The sequence below is a fragment of the Jejuibacter sp. L23 genome, from assembly GCF_050815825.1.
Taxonomy (GTDB): Bacteria; Pseudomonadota; Gammaproteobacteria; order Enterobacterales; family Enterobacteriaceae; genus Jejubacter; species Jejubacter calystegiae.
The window spans coordinates 2,751,143-2,767,086 of sequence record NZ_CP138199.1 but is presented as its reverse complement, the minus strand read 5'-3'; the positions used below and the strand labels follow the sequence as shown (position 1 = coordinate 2,767,086).

16 protein-coding genes and 1 CRISPR repeat array are annotated in these 15,944 nt (G+C 58.4%); of the genes, 8 read left to right on the top strand and 8 right to left on the bottom strand.

All coding sequences use genetic code 11. From position 1 onward, the window contains the following. Nucleotides 1-148: 148 nt before the first annotated feature. A CRISPR array of direct repeats spans nt 149-476; the repeat unit is 28 nt; unit sequence GTTCACTGCCGTACAGGCAGCTTAGAAA. Nucleotides 477-527: 51 nt separating this feature from the next. From SCU88_RS12785 to pcaH, 6 genes are all read right to left on the bottom strand, one after another. Next, nucleotides 528-1,067: a GNAT family N-acetyltransferase gene (locus tag SCU88_RS12785; protein ID WP_431810006.1), complete on the bottom strand. Its 540-nt coding sequence runs from the start codon at nt 1,065-1,067 to the stop codon at nt 528-530. A gap of 62 nt (nt 1,068-1,129) precedes the next feature. Beyond that, nucleotides 1,130-1,420, bottom strand: a complete 291-nt coding sequence (locus tag SCU88_RS12780) for a DUF1471 domain-containing protein (protein WP_138097623.1) — start codon at nt 1,418-1,420, stop codon at nt 1,130-1,132. 223 nt (nt 1,421-1,643) lie between these two features. Next, nucleotides 1,644-2,894 carry a cytochrome P450 gene (locus tag SCU88_RS12775; protein ID WP_175340527.1) on the bottom strand — a complete coding sequence of 417 codons (1,251 nt, stop codon included), beginning with the start codon at nt 2,892-2,894 and terminating at the stop codon, nt 1,644-1,646. 87 nt (nt 2,895-2,981) lie between these two features. After that, nucleotides 2,982-3,905, bottom strand: a complete 924-nt coding sequence (locus tag SCU88_RS12770) for a LysR substrate-binding domain-containing protein (protein WP_175340526.1) — start codon at nt 3,903-3,905, stop codon at nt 2,982-2,984. A 169-nt stretch (nt 3,906-4,074) separates the two neighbouring features. Beyond that, nucleotides 4,075-4,695 carry a protocatechuate 3,4-dioxygenase subunit alpha gene (pcaG, locus tag SCU88_RS12765; protein ID WP_175340525.1) on the bottom strand — a complete coding sequence of 207 codons (621 nt, stop codon included), beginning with the start codon at nt 4,693-4,695 and terminating at the stop codon, nt 4,075-4,077. Then, on the bottom strand, nt 4,692-5,435 hold the full coding sequence (pcaH, locus tag SCU88_RS12760; protein ID WP_175340524.1) for a protocatechuate 3,4-dioxygenase subunit beta: 744 nt from the start codon (nt 5,433-5,435) through the stop codon (nt 4,692-4,694). Before pcaH ends, pcaG begins: the two co-directional genes overlap by 4 nt. A gap of 239 nt (nt 5,436-5,674) precedes the next feature. Between pcaH and hglS the strand changes: the two genes are divergently transcribed. After that, entirely contained in the window at nt 5,675-7,018 is a 1,344-nt protein-coding gene (gene hglS / locus SCU88_RS12755; protein ID WP_138097619.1) for a 2-oxoadipate dioxygenase/decarboxylase HglS, read from the top strand. A gap of 41 nt (nt 7,019-7,059) precedes the next feature. Then, on the top strand, nt 7,060-8,565 hold the full coding sequence (locus tag SCU88_RS12750) for a carboxylesterase family protein (RefSeq protein WP_175340523.1): 1,506 nt from the start codon (nt 7,060-7,062) through the stop codon (nt 8,563-8,565). On the opposite strand, the gene SCU88_RS12745 is transcribed toward SCU88_RS12750, so the two are convergent. Then, nucleotides 8,555-9,094: an AAA family ATPase gene (locus SCU88_RS12745; protein ID WP_138097617.1), complete on the bottom strand. Its 540-nt coding sequence runs from the start codon at nt 9,092-9,094 to the stop codon at nt 8,555-8,557. The genes SCU88_RS12750 and SCU88_RS12745 overlap by 11 nt on opposite strands. Nucleotides 9,095-9,359: 265 nt before the next feature. Here SCU88_RS12745 and SCU88_RS12740 point away from each other — a divergent pair, with 265 nt between their 5' ends. Beyond that, a complete protein-coding gene (locus SCU88_RS12740) occupies nt 9,360-11,015 on the top strand; it encodes a glucan biosynthesis protein (RefSeq protein WP_175340522.1) in 1,656 nt (551 codons plus the stop codon). 147 nt (nt 11,016-11,162) lie between these two features. Here SCU88_RS12740 and SCU88_RS12735 read toward each other — a convergent pair whose 3' ends face one another. Next, nucleotides 11,163-12,038, bottom strand: coding sequence for a LysR substrate-binding domain-containing protein (locus tag SCU88_RS12735; RefSeq protein ID WP_138097615.1), 876 nt, complete (start codon nt 12,036-12,038; stop codon nt 11,163-11,165). A gap of 149 nt (nt 12,039-12,187) precedes the next feature. Here SCU88_RS12735 and SCU88_RS12730 point away from each other — a divergent pair, with 149 nt between their 5' ends. From SCU88_RS12730 to rimL, 5 genes are all read left to right on the top strand, one after another. Continuing rightward, on the top strand, nt 12,188-12,895 hold the full coding sequence (locus tag SCU88_RS12730; protein ID WP_138097614.1) for a hypothetical protein: 708 nt from the start codon (nt 12,188-12,190) through the stop codon (nt 12,893-12,895). Further along, nucleotides 12,892-13,353 (top strand): NUDIX hydrolase, encoded by a 462-nt coding sequence (locus SCU88_RS12725; protein ID WP_241666518.1) that lies wholly within the window; start codon nt 12,892-12,894, stop codon nt 13,351-13,353. Before SCU88_RS12730 ends, SCU88_RS12725 begins: the two co-directional genes overlap by 4 nt. After that, entirely contained in the window at nt 13,353-14,225 is an 873-nt protein-coding gene (locus SCU88_RS12720) for a DUF6024 family protein (RefSeq protein ID WP_138097613.1), read from the top strand. Before SCU88_RS12725 ends, SCU88_RS12720 begins: the two co-directional genes overlap by 1 nt. Next, nucleotides 14,225-15,121: a DMT family transporter gene (locus tag SCU88_RS12715; protein WP_138097612.1), complete on the top strand. Its 897-nt coding sequence runs from the start codon at nt 14,225-14,227 to the stop codon at nt 15,119-15,121. The genes SCU88_RS12720 and SCU88_RS12715 overlap by 1 nt, the downstream gene beginning before the upstream one ends. 244 nt (nt 15,122-15,365) lie before the next feature. Continuing rightward, nucleotides 15,366-15,938, top strand: coding sequence for a 50S ribosomal protein L7/L12-serine acetyltransferase (rimL, locus tag SCU88_RS12710; RefSeq protein WP_241666517.1), 573 nt, complete (start codon nt 15,366-15,368; stop codon nt 15,936-15,938). Nucleotides 15,939-15,944 lie beyond the last annotated feature (6 nt).

Here is a 15,944-nt window from a genome sequence, read left to right as displayed (position 1 = left end):
GGCGTTTTTTTATCGCAACCCTTTTTTTCAGCATTGAACTAAGGTGTTGATTTTAAATATGGTGTTGGGGGGCGATGGAAAAAGGGTTTTTACCAGAATGCGGGGTATTTTTATTTATAAAACGGTGGGTTACTGCTATTTTGCTTCTGTTCACTGCCGTACAGGCAGCTTAGAAAAATACCCTTCTTCGTTGCGTTCTACATGTAATGTTCACTGCCGTACAGGCAGCTTAGAAAATGCGAAGCTTCAATTTCTCACCTGGCGAATCGTTCACTGCCGTACAGGCAGCTTAGAAATTTACCGGAGGCGGCGGGCTTGATGACGATCTGTTCACTGCCGTACAGGCAGCTTAGAAATGGCGGCGCTTCAGCCTGTCGGCGTGCTGACAGTTCACTGCCGTACAGGCAGCTTAGAAATGGTCGGATATCGATATTCGCCGGATTCTGATGTTCACTGCCGTACAGGCAGCTTAGAAAAACGAACCGTAACACTCCCTTTAGATGTGCCAGTTCACTGCCGTACAGCCGTCACCCTACCAGAGATCGGGCCTTCTCCAGCCGGTAAAGCAGGTCGTCATGATACCGACCGTGAAGCGAGTAGCCGTTTTTAACCGTCTGCTGCAGCCGGAATCCGCACTTTTCCAGTACCCGGATAGAGCCCTGATTACCGCCCAGAACCCGGGCGTCCAGGCATTGATAATCGCCTTTATCGAAAGCGTCCCGGCACACGGCTGCCAGCGTCTCGCTGGCCACGCCTTTCCCCTGGGCTGCCGTACAGATGGTATAGCCGACTTCTCCATGCTGGCGCGCCATCGCCTGGCGGGCGATGCCGATTTCCCCCAGCGCCTGCGCATGGTTGAGCCGATCGTGGATAATCCAGGTTTTTGGGGTAAAGGTCTCTTCTTTCCACGCTTTAAGACGTCGCTCAAACAGGGCCTGAATTTCGGCACGTTGCGCCACGTCTGACATATAACGCATTAGCGTTTCATCCTGGCGTAACGCCAGAAAAAATATCCAGTCATTTTCTGATATGGGTTTTAGTATGAAACGCGGCGTTGAGATATTCATGGTTCTCCTTGATGCATAAAAAAACCACGCCAGCTGGCGTGGTTTTCGAATGTTGTGCGAACTTACTTATTGGCGTCTTTGTAGACTTCAGCAACCGCTTCAAAGTTCGGACCGTGCTCGCGGGCAGCAACGATATGGTAGTACTTGCCGCCTTTCTCGTCAGCTTTCGCGGACAGTGCGTCGTGCAGATCGCTTGGGGAAGAGATTGCGCCACCAGACTGGGAGACATTGATATCACCCACTTTAACAAGTTTAAACTGGTCGATTTCCTGTTTGGAGACCTGAGTAGCTGCAAACGCGCTAAAGGAGAATGCAGACGCAACAATGGCGGTGATTAAAGCTGTTTTTTTCATAATAAAGCATCCTTGTTGGGTATTGAATGGACGTTAAGACACCATATCGAGTGTAGCCCAGGCGTCGAAAAAATCTTGTTTCGAGCGAAAAAAATAGTAACAGACTGATTTATAAATTCATATATTTGTGTCGGTTGATTGCTCCTGGAATGTGGCCTGGATCAGAAATACGTTTAATCGCATGACTTGTTTAAAAAAAGCATGGGTTATTTCTTCATCAATATTATGTCTGAATATCCGGGGTTACCGGGTGGATGGATAAGGGCAGGGATGCCAGAGCCCGTAAAATCAGGCTTTGCTGCTGCCAGTGGGCGTGGCCGTTTAAATAGATAGCCGGTAACCGGCTAAGCATCGCTTTAGTCATCTGTTCCGCCTGCAGCCGGGCCAGGGTCTGGCCAATGCACAGATGTGCTCCGGCGCCGAATCCCAACTGGCGCTGGGCGTTTTTCCTGCCCGGAATAAACTGGTCGGGCCGTTCAAAAATCGATTCGTCACGATTTGCAGAGCCCAGACACAGCAGCAGATTGTCGCCGGGACGCAGTTCACGACCATAGAGTTCCAGTGGCGTGGTTACGCCGCGCCGCGCCATCTGCAGGGGGGATTCAAACCGCATGGTTTCCAGTACGATCTCACGCACGCCAGAGGGGGTTGTCAGCACCTGTTCACGCCGTTGTGGATGGTTTGTCAGGATGAAGAGTAGGTTGCCGATCAGTGCTTCGCTGGTTTCACTGCCGCCAATCAATAGTGTTATACAGTCAATGCTGAATCTCTCATTGAGTAACGCCGGATCGTTATGGTAGCCCTTGCTTAAGGTGCGCAGAAACAGAGAATCATAAGGGCCGAAATCGCCAGCGAGTAGTTGTTTAAACACCCTGTCCAGATTCTGCATCGCCCGCAGTAGCCGTTCCATGCCGGGCTCGTCGATAGCACTGGGATCAAGCAGCAGCCGAATGGGGCGCTTTTCTCTGCTCACAATTTTCTGAACGGGGGTGGGTAAGCTAAGCCATTGGGTAAAAAGACGATCCCAAAGCGGGGCTGCGATATCGGTAATTCCGTCGAATTGCTGCGCCTTAAACACGTCTTCCGCCAGCTGGTCGGCCTCCCGGGCGACCAGGTTTTGCAGATCCTGCCATGGGCTGTCGCTGAACAGCGTAAGCAGCGCCTGACGATGCAGGCGATGCGGGTCACCTTCTTCGAACAGTACAATACCGTAGATCAGCGCCTGTAACGGGGGAGAAAGTTCGCTACAGCGGGTGAGGAATTTGCCATGCAGCTGGCGCGGAATGGTATCACTGGCGAGCTTTTTGTCTTTTAGCGCGTTCAGTACGTCGCCGTAGCGCGTCAGAATCCAGGTTCTGCCCAGCCGGACCAGCGGCTGGTCGCGGCGCATACCCTCATAGACTGCGTAGAGGTTATCGCTGAAACCAGGGGAAGCAGGGTTAAAACGCAGGTTTCTGGTGGAACGTGAACTCATCTCGGCACAACCTCTCTGCGTCGACGGAACGGAATCAGGATACGTTCAGTTAAGCAGAGGGTTGTCCGGTGTCAATGGGGTACGGCTTTACGCCGGCATACTCTTCCTGATACAGGTCAGCAGCGCCTGGGCGCCGGGGGAAAGGGGCGCATCGACCCGGGTCAGAATGCCAATGGGCTCGCCCGCGCCGTGGGTGGGTATCGGCAGGGCGTTCAGGGTACCCTGGCGTAGATCCTCTTTCACCGCGCCGGAAGGCACAAACCAGACATACTGATAGTCCACCGTCAGCTGGCGCGACAGCGAAGCTGACAGCGTTTCGATGCAGGAGGCGGGCAGCTTACAGCCTTCGCTGGCCAGCAGCGCTTCGGCATTCTGGCGTGGTACCGTGCCTTTGGGCGAAACCACCACTGGCCACTCCATTACCCGGCTAAGTGTGACATTGTCACGTAATAGAGGGTGATCGGGGCGCACCACCAGCTTTAGCGATTCCAGAAACAGCAGCTCATAGTTAAGGCCGGTCATCAGTTCCGGGTCGGACATACGGCCGATGCCGAGATCCAGCTCGCCGGACTTTAGCCCCGCCAGCAGCATGGTGTTATTCATGGTCGCCACCTGCAGGGTGACGTTCGCCTGCTGGCCGTGGTACTGGCCAATCACGCTGGGCAGAATGCCGAGCGCCGCCGTGGGCAGGGCGCCGATACGCACCACGTCATGGGTCTGGCCCTGCTTGCGGCTCATGGAAAGCCCGGCGTGATTCAGCGCATCCAGCACCCGGACCGCGTGAATCAGGAACTGTTCGCCCATCAGCGTGAGCTGAGCGCCCAGCCGACCGCGTTCGAACAGGCGTTCGCCGGTTAACTGTTCCAGCTCATTCAGGGTCTTGGAGAGGGCCGGTTGACTAAGATTAAGAGTTTCAGCCGCGCGCCCCAGTGTTCCCTGTTGGGCGACGGCCACGAATGTATGCAGATGGCGCAAGCGAATCCGCTGGCTGAAGAGACTGTTTTTTTCCATAACCCCAAGTTAAATCCAGCGCGACGACTGTGACAAGGTAACATGCTTATTTTTGATAACCTGATAGCAAAATAAAATTAACATTCGTCCGGGGGGATGTCGATGGGGGAAGAAATTATCGCAGCGGTGAAAAAATGTCCCGCCAGCATGGCGGGACGCGTGTCATGGCTCAGAGGTCGAAAAAGACAGTTTCGTTTTCGCCCTGCAGTCGGATGTCGAACTGGTAAACCACTTTGTCACCGCGCTGCTGGCGTTTGCCGATAAGCGTTGCGCGGCGTACTTCCCATTCAATCAGGTTAAGCACCGGGTCGCGGCTATTGGCATCGGCTTCATCGTCAAAGTACATGCGGGTGTTCAGCCCGATATTGATCCCGCGGGCGACGATCCACAGGTTAACGTGCGGCGCCATTATGCGCCCGTCACGGCCGACCACCGGGCCGGGCTTGATGGTTTCAAAACGCCAGACGCCGCTGTCGAAGTCGGAACAGCTGCGCCCCCAGCCGCGAAAATCGGGGTCCAGCGCTTTTTCCTGCTGCTGGTCGGCGGGGTGGCTGTAGCGCCCGACGGCATTGGCCTGCCAGATCTCCAGCAGCACGTCGCGAACTGGCGTGCCGGAACCATCAATCACCCGGCCTTCAATGGTTACCCGTTCTCCTTTGGTGTGGCTGTTGGTCAGTATATGGCTGAAGTTATTCTCGAAGATATCGAAGCCCGCAGCCTGGGGCGCCAGGCCGATGTGCACGTAAGGGCCAGCGGTCTGGGAGGCGGTTTCCGGTAAATAGTCTCTCATGATGCGGCCCCCTGGGTACGGTTTTCAAACAGCGTGGCCCGGTGGCCGCGCAGAACCAGATCGAAGCGATAAGCCAGACAGTCCAGCGGTACCGCCGCTGACATATCCAGTTCGGCAATCAGGGTGCGCACCGCGTCGTCGTCCCCCAGTGTACGTACGATGGGGCACTGCTTAATCAGCGGATCGCCTTCGAAGTACATCTGGGTGATCAGCCGCTGGCCGAAGCTGTCGCCGGACAGCGAAAAGTGGATATGGGCCGGACGCCAGTCGCTTACCTGATTGCGCCACGGATAGGGGCCGGGCTTGATGGTGCGAAAGGCGTAGTAGCCGTTTTCGTCGGTTAGCATGCGGCCACAGCCGCCGAAGTTGGGATCGATCGGCGCCAGGTACCGATCCTTCTTGTGGCGGTAGCGACCGCCCGCGTTGGCCTGCCACACTTCCAGCAGCGCGTTTTTCACCGGTCGGCCGTATCCGTCACGCACGTAGCCGTGAACGATAATCCGTTCGCCAATGGGCAGCCCCTCTTTAGCATAGTTAAGGATCAGATCGTTATCTTTGGGGCTAAGCTCACGGGCGCCGAAGACAGGGCCGGTGATTTCAGAAAGTGAATTTTGCAGGGAGATTAAGGCGTTACGCGGCGATCGCAGCACGCTGGTTTTGTAGCCCGGTGTGTAAGCCGGCGGGTGGCTGCGATAGTCGCGGTGCACCAGTTCGCGGGGGGACCATTTTTCGTCGTTCATGACGGGCTCCGGTTGGTTGAGTACAGGTGTTGTCGTTATCGGTGTCGGTCAGTGTGTGTAAATTAATTGTTAATTAATAGTGAAATTATGGCGCTTTTTTAATAACTCGTCGTTATCTATCCCGCTCCCCTGCGTTTGCGCAACCAATGCCCTGGCGATCACAAAAAGCAAATTCTTCCCGACGGCTCACCCGGCGCTTTCCTACTATTTCCTCCATTACCCACTGGAGGGATGAAAGCATGGTGAACAACGTCACGGCCGATGAGATCCGGGAGCAATTCTCCCAGGCAATGTCGGCCATGTACCAGCAGGAGGTTCCGCAGTACGGCACGCTACTGGAGCTGGTAGCCGATGTGAATCTGGGGGTGCTGGAAAAAAATCCCGGCCTGCATGAGCAACTGGCGAACGCCGATGAACTGTCGCGCCTGAACGTGGAGCGCCACGGGGCGATTCGCGTCGGTACGGCCCATGAGCTGGAGACGCTGCGACGTATCTTTAAGGTGATGGGGATGTTCCCGGTGGGTTACTACGACCTGTCTCAGGCGGGGGTGCCGGTTCACTCCACCGCCTTTCGTCCCATCGAAGAGGCTTCGCTTTCCCGCAATCCGTTTCGGATCTTTACTTCGCTGCTGCGGCTGGATCTGATCCCTGACGAAGGGTTGCGGCGCCGGGCCGAATCGATACTGGCGCAGCGCCATATCTTTACCCCCGGCTGCATCACGCTACTGACTCAGTATGAGCGGAAGTGCGGCTTTACCCAGGCACAGGCGGATGCGTTCGTTAATGAGGTGCTGGAAACCTTCCGCTGGCAGCGCCACGCCACGGTGGATGCCGCCACCTATGAGTCCCTGCATCAGACCCACCAGCTGATTGCCGATGTGGTCAGCTTCCGCGGCTGCCATATCAACCATCTGACGCCGCGAACCCTGGATATCGACCGGGTACAGGCCCAGATGCCGGAGCGTGGTATCGTCCCCAAAATGGTGATTGAGGGGCCGCCGCGTCGGGCTGTGCCGATCCTGCTGCGTCAGACCAGTTTTAAGGCGCTGGAGGAGTCGATTATGTTCAGCGACCAGCAGCCGGGCAGCCACAGGGCGCGTTTTGGTGAAATTGAACAACGCGGTATGGCGCTCACCCCTAAAGGGCGAGCGCTGTACGATACCCTGCTACGGGAAGTCGGTAACGCCCGCGATAACCTGACTCATCAGCTCCGTCTGCAGGAGGTGTTCAGCCGCTTCCCGGATGACGCCCGGGAGGTACGCCGCCAGGGGCTGGGCTACTTCCGTTACCGTCTGACCCCCGCCGGTGAAGCGCACCGCGCCGCCATTGAACCCGGCTGCGATCCGGAACCGTTGATCGACCGCGGCTGGCTGGTGGCGCATCCCATCACCTATGAAGATTTCCTGCCGGTCAGCGCCGCCGGTATTTTCCAGTCTAATCTTGGGGATGAAGCCCACCCCCTGAGTCACGGCAACGCCAGCCGCAGCGATTTTGAAATGGCGCTGGGCGCCTCGGTGCTGAACGAATTTGCCCTCTACCAGGAACTGGAAAAACGTAGCAAACGGCGTTGCGGTCTGCTCTGAAATAGGTACTCTTAGCGGCGTGTTTTCAAAAGGACAGTCGTATGAAAAGGCCCGCCACGCCGATCGTCACCCTGAGTCAGGGGCAGCTTATTGGTCAGATTGAAGAAGATATCGCCGTCTGGCGCGGCATTCCCTATGCGGCGCCGCCGGTGGGGGAAGGGCGCTGGCGCGCGCCGCGACCGCCGGTGCCCTGGCATGGCGTGCGGATGGCGGACCGCTTTGCGCCTGCCGCCTGGCAGAGTATTGAAGCCTGTCGGGAAGTGGGCGGCGGTGACCCTGGCACCTTTTGTGAAGATTGTCTGTATCTGAATATCTGGGCACCGGCCCAGAGCGACAAGCCGCTGCCGGTGATGGTCTGGCTGCACGGCGGCGGTTACACCATCGGCGCCGGTAGTCTGCCGCCCTATGAAGGGCGGGCACTGGCGAATCGTGGCGTGGTGGTGGTTACGGTGAATTACCGTCTCGGTCATCTGGGGTTCTTCGCCCATCCGGCGCTTGCGGAGGAAGATCCCGAAGGGCCGCTTGCTAACTTCGCGCTGCTGGATCAGATTGCAGCCCTGGAGTGGGTGCGCGATAACATCGCCGCGTTCGGCGGCGATCCGCAAAATATCACCCTGTTTGGCGAATCAGCCGGTGGGCGCAGCGTGCTGTCGCTGCTGGTGTCGCCGCTGTCCGCCGGTCTGTTTCATAAAGCGATTGCCCAGAGCGCCTATACCCTGGCCGATGAACCGTTCAGCGAGGCAACGGCCCGAGGTGAGGCGGTGGCTCGCCATCTGGGGCTGGAAAATGCTTCAGCCGCTCAACTGCGGGCCCTGCCGGCCGATGTGTTCTGGCCGCTGACCAGCCCGCTGGGAACGGGGCCGGTGCCCATCTGCGGCGATCGGGTACTGCCGCAACCTATGCTGGAAAGCCTGATGGCCGGGCGGCAACACCCCATGCCGCTGATGATAGGCAGCAACAGCGACGAAGCCAGCGTGATGGGGGTGTTTGGCGTCGATCTGGCGCAGCAGATCCAACGCATGCGTCGCGACCACCGGTTGGGGCTGGCGTTGATCCGCATGCTCTATCCGGGGGTACGCGGCGACGAGGCGCTGGGCCGCCAGGTCAGTCGCGATATGGCCTTTACCACCATGGGATTCGTGGCGATGCAGTCCTGGCAGCGCCTGGGGCAGCCCTGCTGGCGCTACTGGTTTGACTATGTTGCCGAAGCGGAGCACGCCACCTATCCCTGGGGCGCCTGGCATGGCAACGAAATTCCCTACGTGTTCGATACCCTTGGCACCATTCTGCCGTCCAGGGAGTACGCCAGCCTTGAGGATCTGGCGTTTGCCGCCCGGGTGGCGGACTACTGGGCGGCTTTTGCCCATCTGAAGCCTGGACAGACGGTACTGGCAGGCCCGCTCCCCTGGCCTGCCAGCAAGGGGGGCGCCGACCGCCTGATGCGCATGGGCATTAACCGGCGGCCCGGCTTTAAGCTGGAGCGTCGCTTTATGCGCGCTCGCTCGCTGCTGTTTAAGCGGGTGATGAAGCAGCACGTTACCCTGTAATCAGCCTTGCTCGCAGCCAGCGAGCCCTGGCCGCCGCAGTCAGCGGCGGCACCATTACCACCTGATAGCCGCAGGCGCGATACAGTCGTAGCATCACCCGGGCGGTGGCCGCCGCTTCGTCCCAGCTCTGGCGGCGTTCATCGTCCTGGCGATAAATATCGCGCCAGGGCGGGGCGAAGAAGACCCGGGGCGCATAGCGGCAGTCGCGCACTGCGTTGGTCATCCGTGGCGGCGCGTCCAGACCGCACAGTTGCAGGTAGCCCAGCGAATCCGGAATGCCACGGTCGAACAGCACCGGCGCCGTGGCGTTTTCGTGTACCTTCCAGCCGTCGATATCGCGTTCCAGCATCCGCATGGCGAAAGCCAGTCTGTCCGCCCAGGGCAGGGCGTTGCCGCCTTGCTGCTGCTGTTCGCGAATAATGGCGCGACCGCTTTCCGGTTGGGTCGCTATTCCTGCGTCGCTTAGAGCCTGTAGCAGGGTGGATTTTCCGGCGCCGGGTCCGCCGGTCAGGATGTAGCGCAGATTCATAAGGCGTTTCTCCATAGTTTGAGAACTGTCTGAAATTTGGTCGGGTGGGGGAGCGGTATCGTTTCGGCCAGCGACTGCCAGCTGCTGTCAGCCGTGTCGCCAGCGGGGAAAGTGGCGGCGATCGGTGAAATAAAGAGTTTGAAAATGGAAGGAATTTTGTCTGGCGTGGGCGGTCATACCTGGGGCATTATTTTGACCATGTTCCCCTTTCAGGGGAAGTAAAATACACCAAAGCCACACCCAACTTAAGGACGATTTCTCAGGCATGAACCGCAGACGTTTTATTAAAGCTTCAATGGCGCTGGCAGCAGCCTGCGGCACGCCCGGCCTGGCCGGCCTCTTTTCTCAATCAGCCTGGGCGGCGGACGGCGGTATTGCCGATGGCAGTTCGCGTCCCTTCGACTTTGCTCAGCTTCAGGAAATGGCCAGCGAGTTGGCGAAAAAACCCTGGGGCGGCGCTCCCCGTCCGCTACCGGGGGCGCTTACCGGAATGACGCCTCAGGCCTACAACCATATTCAGTACGACGCGGGACACTCGCTGTGGAACCAGATCGAAGGGCGCCAGCTCGATGTGCAGTTCTTCCACGTCGGTATGGGGTTCCAGCGGCGGGTGCGGATGTACTCTGTGGATCCCGCCAGCCGCCAGGCGCGGGAGATTCACTTCCGCCCCGAACTCTTTAACTACAACGAGGCCGGGGTGGATACCCGCCAGTTGGAAGACCATCCGGATCTCGGCTTCGCCGGTTTCCGTGCCTTTAAGGCCCCGGAACTGGCGAAGCGCGATGTGGTTTCCTTCCTTGGCGCCAGCTACTTCCGTGCCGTGGACAGCACTTATCAGTATGGCCTGTCCGCCCGCGGCGTGGCGGTCAACACCTTCACCGATACTACCGAAGAGTTCCCGGATTTTACCGCCTTCTGGTTCGAAACCCCGAAAGCCCGCGACACCACCTTTGTGGTCTATGCGTTAATGGACGGTCCAAGTCTCACCGGCGCTTATAAATTCACCATTCACTGCGAAGAGAAGCAGGTGATTATGGAGGTGGAAAACCACCTGTATGCCCGTAAGGCCGTGAAGCAGCTGGGCATCGCGCCTATGACCAGCATGTTCAGTTGCGGCACTAACGAGCGCCGCATGTGTGACACCATCCACCCGCAGATCCATGACTCCGATCGCCTGGCGCTATGGCGCGGCAACGGTGAATGGGTGTGCCGTCCGCTCAATAATCCCCAGAAGCTGCAGTTTAACGCCTTTAATGATGAGAATATTAAAGGCTTTGGCCTGTTGCAGACCGATCACAGCTTCGATAACTATCAGGACGTTATCGGCTGGTATAACAAACGTCCCAGTCTGTGGGTGGAGCCGCAGGGCAACTGGGGCAAGGGGCATATCTCGCTGCTGGAGATCCCCACCACCGGCGAAACTCTGGATAATATCGTCTGCTTCTGGCAACCGGAAAAACCGGTGCAGGCCGGGGATCGGCTGGACTTTAAATATCGCCTGTACTGGGCCGCTGAACCGCCGGTGCGCAGCGAACTGGCCCGGGTTTACGCCACCCGTACCGGGATGGGCAGCTTCCCGGAAGGCTGGGCGCCGGGCGAACACTACCCGGAAACCTGGTCGCGCCGTTTCGCGGTGGACTTTGTCGGCGCTAACCTGAAAGAGGCGGCCGCCCGCGGTATGGAGCCGGTGATCACGCTGTCCAGCGGCGAGGCGAAGCAGGTGGAGATCCTCTACGTCGAACCCTTCGACGGTTATCGTATTCTGTTCGACTGGCACCCCACTTCTGACAGCGTCGATCCGGTGGAGATGCGGATGTATTTGCGCAGTCAGGGGCAGACCGAAAGCGAAACCTGGCTCTACCAGTACTTCCCGCCAGCGCCGGATAAGCGCAAGTATGTAGACGATCGTCAGATGCGCTGACCCCCTCACCCTAACCCTCTCCCCACAGGGGAGAGGGGACTGGCAAGTGCTGGTTTTCTCCCTCTCCCTCAGGGAGAGAGCCGGGGAGAAGGGACAGGCAAGTGCTGGTTTTCTCCCTCTCCCTCAGGGAGAGGGCCGGGGTGAGGGCTAATCCTCCGCGGCTTCTTCCAGCAACCACCTTCTGAACAGATCGATGGCCGGCTCATGCTGGCGTGCCTGACGCACCATCATCCAGGTGGCGCGATCCATAGCCGCGAACCCCAGCGGCGCGCACAGCGTTCCTTCCCGTAACTCCTTCTTCACCAGAATCTGCGGCGTCATGATGATGCCCAGGCCGTTGCGCGCGGCCTGAATCGCCAGCGTCAGATTATCGAAGTGTTTCCCCGCCCAGAAGTCGCCCCGGGCGCCGGTTTTTTGCGCCCACTCTTCCCAGGCGTGGGCGCGGGTATCGGCGTGCAGCAGCGGCAGGGCGCTAAAGTCGGCGGCGTAGCTCAGTCGTCCGCGAAACAGTGGGGAACAGACCGGGCCGATATAGTCGACGGCAATCAGCGTGGTGGCCACGCCTTCCGGCACCAGATGGTCGTGGCTCAGGATTAACACATCGGTGCGATCGTCACGCAGCTTCTGGGGGTCAGTCAGGGTATCGAAGCTGAGCGGAACGTCCGGATATTGCTGATTAAAACGTCCAATGCGCGGAATCAACCACTGGGCCAGAAAACTGGGGGCGCAGGAGACGGTCAGCCCGTGACGGGCCTGACCACGGATGCGTTCACAGCTTTCCGCGATATCGGTAAAGGCCCGGGAACAGACCCGGCTGAGCTGTTCGCCATCCGCCGTCAAATGGATACGTCCACCGGCCCGCACAAACAGCGGGGCGGCCAGCCACTCTTCCAGCAGCCGGATCTGATGGCTGACGGCGCTATGGGTCACATTAAGCGAACGGGCAGCCAGGCTAACGCTCTGGTGGCGGGCGGCGCGTTGAAAGTAGCGCAATGCGCGCAGCGGCGGCAGGGAATCCGGCATAGCGATACCTTGTGAGAAAAACTAACAGTATATGTCTGTTTATATCATTTTTCAGCCGCGATTTATTTCCCTACTCTGTGCTGCATAACAGAACGATAAACAGCACGGGTTTCACTCTGAACCCCGTTATTTCCTGAAAGGAGCGTAAAATGACAGAACAGCTTACCCCCAAGACCCAGCTTGTTATGTTTACCGGTGGACGCGACAGCACCCTGGCCGCCTGTTATTTAATGTTACAAGGCATTCCGGTTCACCTCTGGTCAGGCAACAGCGGTTGCTCTTTGCATCGCGGTATTCTGGCTCACCGGGTGGAAGAGTTGCGCAATCGCTTTGGCGATTTAGTGGTCGGGCACACCGTGGCCGATATCAGCGGCGCTTTTCGTTCCATCGCCATTGAACATCTGGAATCGGACATTCTGAAGTACCGCAAGAATCTGGTGCTGCTGGGTGAAAAGATGGCGATTCACGCCCACCTGGTGGACTTCTGCCGCCGCAACGATATCGATGTGATCAACGACGGCATCACCCACTATCAGATGGAGTTTCCGGAACAGCGCCTGGTGGCCAAAGAATGGCTGGTGGATATGATGGCGCGCTTCGACATCACCTACCATTCACCGATTTATGAGTTCGCCCGTTCGGCGGACGATGTGAAATATCGCCTGCTGCAGCTGGGTATCTCTACCAAATCGCTGGAGGGGATCAGTATCTTCGCTGACAGCTTCACGACTCCGGATGATGACACCATCCTTGGCTATCTGAACGACAAAGCGCCGCTGATGCTGAACATTGTGCGCTTCCTGTCCGGGGAGACTCTGGAGTGCCGTTCCACCCGCGCTGCAACGGTGGCCGCATGATGAGTCTGCAACCGGAAAGCTACGATGCCATTGAGGATGAGGTTTCCCAGGAGAAAGCGCAGAAGCCCATCGTGAAATGCGCCGCTGTCATCATCCATCAGCGTTCGCTGCTGCTGACCCGCAAGCGCGGCACCGATATTTTTATCTCGCCGGGGGGCAAGCCGGATGCCGGTGAAGATCACCTGAGCTGCCTGAAGCGCGAGCTCCAGGAAGAGTTGGGGGTTTCGGTCACAAATATTCGCCCCTTCGGGCTGTTTCTGGGGCAGGCCGCTTTTGAAAACCGGCCGATCGAAAACCACGTTTATCGGGTAGAGATTGCCGGGCAGCCGCGGCCCTGTAGCGAAATCGAAGAGCTGGCCTGGGTCAGCTATCGCCAGCCGCCCTGTGCGGTGCCGGTAGGGTCCATATTTCGCGACGAGGTGATGCCGCTGCTCTATCAGCAGGAGCTTATTAACTGATGGATGCGTCATCACTGTCCCCGGATCTACAGCGGGTGTACGGAGAACATTTTTATAAGCGAGCGGCTATGTTAAGAGATCGGTTGAGAGATGAGCTGACCTGCATTTACCGCCTGGACGACTACGACATCTTTTTTGTGCAGTCGGTACGGGTGGGGCTGGTCATCCTGAATCATCTGTTTCATCGCCAGGAGGTGATGCTGCGGCTGGCGCCGCAGCATCACTATCCTCCCATCGCCCGTCTGTTTACCGGCGGTGGTCAGTGTCCGCCACCGCCCGGGGAGCTCAATATCATCACCCATGTGCACCCCGGTACCGGCGCGGTATGCAGCCTGAAGGGATGCGGCGGCAAGGGGATGGTGGATGCTTCCCACAGTTTCGCCACGCTGCGCCACGCCGAACTGGTGCGCGACAGCGAGATTTTTATTGCGCCGCTGCATAAGCATGCGTCGCTGACCCCCGGGCTGGCGATCGTCGCCCTACGGGCCAGCAGTCACAGCCGGCTGCTACGCAGCGAACTGCGGCTGTTCGAAGAGGCGACCGCTTCCAGCCACCCGCTGGAAGAGGCGCTGGAAACCCTGGCCAGACCGGAATGGCAGCCGTTTAACGTGGCGCAGGTATGCGCTTCGGCGCTGACGCTACCGGCAGGCTACGGGCTGGATCCGGTCAGCGCGGATGGTTTGCCGTTCTGCTGCATCAAAATGCCGGTGCCGGACGAAGGGCTGCTACGGCGCGCGAAGGCCGACAGCATCAGCTATTTCCCGGATGTGGGAACGTTGCGGCTTTCCTGCTGGGCGCGCGGCGATGGCACTATCCCCGTGGATACCACGCCGGAGGTCTCCCGGCGGTTGACTCAACTTCTGGAGGTTTAATGAAACGGACGCTAACGGGTAACGGCAATCTTATCGGTATTGCGGGCGGGTTATTGTTGAGTACCGACTCGCTATTTATTCGCATGATGGGGATTGATAACTCCTGGGCCATCGTGCTGCTGCGGGGCGCGTTTATGTGGGCGGTCTGCCTGCTGGTCTGGCTGATGTGGCGGCCTTCGCGCTCTACGCTGGGCGCCCCCTGGGCGACCCGCGACAATCTGCTGTCGGTGCTCTTTTTCTGTCTGGCGTCGGCCGGTTTTGTGAACGCTCTGAACCGGGGCAATGTGGCGACGGTACTGGTGATTATCTCCGCCACGCCCTTTGTATCGGCGCTGATCTCCCGGGTGTTGTTCGGCGCCAGACTGGATCGCGGCCTGCTGACGGCGGCGCTGGTGGGGATGGTCGGAGTGGCGATTGTGATGAGCGGCCGCGGCGGCCATGAAAACGGGCTGGCGAACCTGTTTGCGCTTGGCACCGCAGTTTCAATGGCGCTGGCCTTTATTTATTCCTCCCGGGTAGAGGGGGGAACCCTGGCGTTACCGTCGGTAGGGGGGCTGCTGGCGGCGCTGCTGGTGGGGGTGTTTGCCGGTGGTCCGGTACAGCAGACGCTGATGCAGATGAACAGCGCGCAGTGGGGTTGGGCGCTGGCGGAAGGGGCGTTAGTGATGCCGCTGGCCATGGGGTTGATTACGCTGTCGACCCGCTATGTCTCCCCGGCAAACGCCGGTCTGTTCCTGCTGCTGGAAACCGCGCTGGCGCCGCTGTGGATCTGGCTGGTGCTGGGCCAGGCGCCAACGGGGCACGCGCTTATCGGCGGCGTGGTGATTGTGGGGGCGGTGCTGGTTAACAGCCTGCGCAGCCGTCGGGCGGAGCTTTACGGCGAACCGCAGTCCTAAGAAAGTTTTGTGGATCTCCTTCGAATTGGGGGTAAGGAGAACACAAGGATGCGTTGGCCGCCAGGTCAACGCAGTACCCGTAAGGGGGCAGGGAGGCAAACCGGTGTGATGTATGCCAGGCCATATACGGATTAATGGCCTGGCTTTTTTTATTTGATTCCCTCCTTCTGTTCCACAACGCTTTTACATCCGTATTTTCCAGGAGTAAGTTAGGCGTAAACCCCGATTTATGAAGGAGATAACCGTGCAGCAGAACAAGCATAACTGGCAGGATGAGGTGATTGAGGTTGAGCAGGGGCTGATTCTGCATTCGGTGAATGAAACCTTTGTGACACCGGTTTTTGAGCTGGTACAGCGCAATAAGGCGTGGCTACAGCAGGCGATGGACTGGCCTCAGTACGTAACGGCCCAGGAAGATACTCTGAAAACCCTGCGCGGCAACCATATGCTTCATCATCGCAATTACGCCAAGATGTTTATGATCCTGCTGGAACAGGAGCTGGTAGGCGTCATCTCTTTTAACCAGATAGAGCCTACCAATAAGGCGGCCTATATTGGCTACTGGCTGGACCAGGGGCACCAGGGGCAGGGGATTATCTCCAGGGCGCTACAGGCGATGATGAAAAAATATTCCGGGGAAGGCATGGTGCGACGCTTTGCTATTCGCTGCAGCGTCAACAATGAAGCCAGCAATGCGGTGGCGTTGCGTAACGGTTTTACCCTGGAAGGCTGCATGAAACAGGCCGAATACCTTAACGGCCAGTTCCACGATCAAAATATCTACGGGCGGATTATCGACACGGCTCAGTCGGACTGATTCGCC

Bases quoted from the DNA above. Each gene is read 5' to 3' on its own strand.
- SCU88_RS12785 (WP_431810006.1), bottom strand. From the start codon at position 1,067: ATGAATATCTCAACGCCGCGTTTCATACTAAAACCCATATCAGAAAAT.
- SCU88_RS12780 (WP_138097623.1), bottom strand. From the start codon at position 1,420: ATGAAAAAAACAGCTTTAATCACCGCCATTGTTGCGTCTGCATTCTCC.
- SCU88_RS12775 (WP_175340527.1), bottom strand. From the start codon at position 2,894: ATGAGTTCACGTTCCACCAGAAACCTGCGTTTTAACCCTGCTTCCCCT.
- SCU88_RS12770 (WP_175340526.1), bottom strand. From the start codon at position 3,905: ATGGAAAAAAACAGTCTCTTCAGCCAGCGGATTCGCTTGCGCCATCTG.
- pcaG (WP_175340525.1), bottom strand. From the start codon at position 4,695: ATGAGAGACTATTTACCGGAAACCGCCTCCCAGACCGCTGGCCCTTAC.
- pcaH (WP_175340524.1), bottom strand. From the start codon at position 5,435: ATGAACGACGAAAAATGGTCCCCCCGCGAACTGGTGCACCGCGACTAT.
- hglS (WP_138097619.1), top strand. From the start codon at position 5,675: ATGGTGAACAACGTCACGGCCGATGAGATCCGGGAGCAATTCTCCCAG.
- SCU88_RS12750 (WP_175340523.1), top strand. From the start codon at position 7,060: ATGAAAAGGCCCGCCACGCCGATCGTCACCCTGAGTCAGGGGCAGCTT.
- SCU88_RS12745 (WP_138097617.1), bottom strand. From the start codon at position 9,094: ATGAATCTGCGCTACATCCTGACCGGCGGACCCGGCGCCGGAAAATCC.
- SCU88_RS12740 (WP_175340522.1), top strand. From the start codon at position 9,360: ATGAACCGCAGACGTTTTATTAAAGCTTCAATGGCGCTGGCAGCAGCC.
- SCU88_RS12735 (WP_138097615.1), bottom strand. From the start codon at position 12,038: ATGCCGGATTCCCTGCCGCCGCTGCGCGCATTGCGCTACTTTCAACGC.
- SCU88_RS12730 (WP_138097614.1), top strand. From the start codon at position 12,188: ATGACAGAACAGCTTACCCCCAAGACCCAGCTTGTTATGTTTACCGGT.
- SCU88_RS12725 (WP_241666518.1), top strand. From the start codon at position 12,892: ATGATGAGTCTGCAACCGGAAAGCTACGATGCCATTGAGGATGAGGTT.
- SCU88_RS12720 (WP_138097613.1), top strand. From the start codon at position 13,353: ATGGATGCGTCATCACTGTCCCCGGATCTACAGCGGGTGTACGGAGAA.
- SCU88_RS12715 (WP_138097612.1), top strand. From the start codon at position 14,225: ATGAAACGGACGCTAACGGGTAACGGCAATCTTATCGGTATTGCGGGC.